We start from the raw sequence: 2,945 nt of genomic DNA on the forward strand, positions 1-2,945 counted from the left end.
ACCTGGGATGATTTGCAGAACACAACGCTTAACAAATGGATCGTAGAATTTAATACGATCATTACTACAAGCTTCCCTGGCTATACAAGAATCGGAGAGTTTGGCGGACATAGCTACTATGTATCTACCAGTACAGCTACTTGGATCAATGCCCGTTTATCTGCACAATCCATTGGCGGCGATCTGGTTTCGATTAATACTCAGGCTGAAAACAGTTTAGTTGCCCCTTATGGTATGGCATGGGTAGGGGGATATCAGGATCTTAGTGATTCGAAATATATTGAACCAGGCAATGCTTCGCAGAACTATGGAGGATGGAAATGGGTAGATGGAACAAGCATGTCAACTCCAAAAATTACGATTACCCAAACTGCGGGCTTACCATCGGGTTCTGTATTCCCTTTGGGTGTTACCACCAATACGTTTATTGCTCGAGATGAATCAGGCAATGAAAGTACTTGTAGCTTCACCGTAACGGTACGTGATGTACAACCACCGGTGATCAGTTGCCCTGCTAATATCAATGTTACTGCTACTAGTGCCGCCGGTGCAGTGGTGAATTATACGACACCTGTAGGTACAGATAATTGTTCTGGTGCAACAACTGAAAGAATTGCCGGACCAGCCAGTGGATCAACCTTCCCAATTGGAACTACAACTGTTACTCATCGAGTAACAGATGCAGCAGGCTTGTCAACCGAATGTTCATTTACCGTAACGGTATCTGGATTAGCTCCAGTCATCGTAAGTCCAGGGAATCAAACTGTAAATGTGGCACCTGGTACTTGTGCAGCGGTAGTTAACTTTGCTGCAACAGAAACAACAGGTATCCCAGCTTCTACGATTACTTATTCGATACCATCAGGTAGCACTTTCGGTTTAGGATCTACAGTAGTAACTGCAACAGCAACAAATGCAGTTGGAACTTCATCTGTTCAATTTACGATTACAGTACGTGATGCCCAACCGCCAGTTATTACATGTCCTGCTGATATTACAGTTACGGCAACCAGTGCAGCTGGTGCTGTAGTTAATTATGTAGCGCCAGTTGGAACGGATAATTGTCCGGGTACAACTACCACAAGAATCGCAGGTTTAGCGAGTGGATCTGTTTTCCCACAAGGAACAACCACTGTAACTTATCGAGCAACAGATGCCGCAGGTAATATCACGAATTGTTCATTTAACGTCACTGTGAATGCTCCTACGGTGGCAGCTTCTGCACTCAATTTTGATGGCGTTAATGATTTTGTGGCCGTTAGTAATCCATTCAGAGCATTCCAAAAAGAAATCACAGTAGAATTCTGGATGAATACGCCGAATACGATTATGCCTTATGGTTCTATCATGGGTCAGTCTACTTCAGGTGTAGATAATATGTCTACGAATGTATGGCTGATGCATCCAGATACTAAGGGCAATATTGACTTTTTAGTGAATGATGGCGGAGTTTGGAAAGGGGTTACTGTAGCTTTACAAACCGGTTGGCATCATTATGTTGGTGTGGCGAGTGAATTCGGAGTTAGGTTTTATGTGGATGGGGTATTAGCACCTACAGTATCTGGTGGTCCGGGATTAGCAACTGGGATCACTAATGATATTGTGAATAATCCTAATTCAGTTTTGCATATCGGAAAAGATGTTAGACATAATACTGGTCGTTTTGGTAATATCACCATTGATGAAGTGCGTATTTGGAGTAGGGTATTATGTCAGGAGGAAATCCAAAACAATATGAATTGTGAATTGAATCCACAAGGTCAAACAGGGTTAGAAGAGTATTATCGTTTCAATCAAGGTTTTGTAGATTATGATAATACTGGTGAAACTTCACTTATTGATTTAAGTGGAAAGGGAAGAAACGGGCAACTCAATAATCTATCCTTAACAGGCAATAGCTCTAATTGGACCGTATCAGGTTCTACGAATAATGGTACTTGTTCTTCTTATATACCACCAACTGCACCAATTACTGGTACGACCTCAGTATGTATTGGAGCTAGCAGTACTTTGTCGAATACAATCGGCGGAGGATTATGGAGCAGTAGTAATACGAATGTAGCAACGGTTAATGCTACTACAGGTGTTGTTGTATCAAGGAATCCTGGTACAACAGTTATTACTTATCGCACTGAATGTGGTAGTGTGATCACGACTAATTTCACAGTGAAAGCCTTGCCTGTGATCACTATCAGTGCGAATGGAAATACATCTGTATGCCCAGGAAATACAGTTATGCTTGAAGCAAGTTCAATTGCAGATGCAATCTATCAATGGAAGCGTAATGGCGTAGATATTTCAGGTGCAAACAACCACGTTTATCAGGCACCAACTACTGGTAGTTACTCAGCTACTGTAACCGTTGATGGATGTACTTCAGCTGTTTCAAATGCTATCACTGTAACAGTTGCTGATGCTATTAAGCCTACTATTACATGTCCTGCTAATCAAACATTAAATCTTGATGCAACCTGTAAAGCAACTTTACCAGATTATAGAAGTCTGTTAATAGTGAGCGATAATTGTACAGCAACCGGTTCATTGGTGATTACACAAAGTCCGGCAGCTGGATCAGTGGTCAATGGTAATGGTTCAATGGTCGTTGACTTTACTGTCATAGATGCAACTGGTAATGAAAGTACTTGTACGATTACTATTGAGAAGAAAGATGTCACAGCACCAGTAGTTACTTGTCCTGCTCCGATTGTGGTAAATGCGACAACCAATACCTGCGGTGCTGTGGTAACCTTTACATCTCCTAATGCTACGGATAACTGCGGTATTATACCTTTTACCTCTTTCCGTGGTGGTGAGCCCAATCAGTTCCAGGGTGCTTTGCAGGATTACCTGCAGTTATATACCGATGGTACCTGGGATGATTTGCAGAACACAACGCTTAACAAATGGATCGTAGAATTTAATACGATCATTACTACAAGCTTCCC

At 41.9% G+C, this 2,945-nt stretch carries 1 protein-coding gene; it reads left to right on the plus strand.

Annotated features, from left to right (window positions below; translation table 11 throughout):
• Positions 1–2,945 (plus strand): HYR domain-containing protein (locus ACTIEV_RS15445; protein ID WP_439516810.1); only part of this gene is annotated, 2,945 nt, incomplete at both ends.

Source organism: Sediminibacterium sp. (assembly GCF_051861365.1).
Lineage (GTDB): Bacteria > Bacteroidota > Bacteroidia > Chitinophagales > Chitinophagaceae > Sediminibacterium.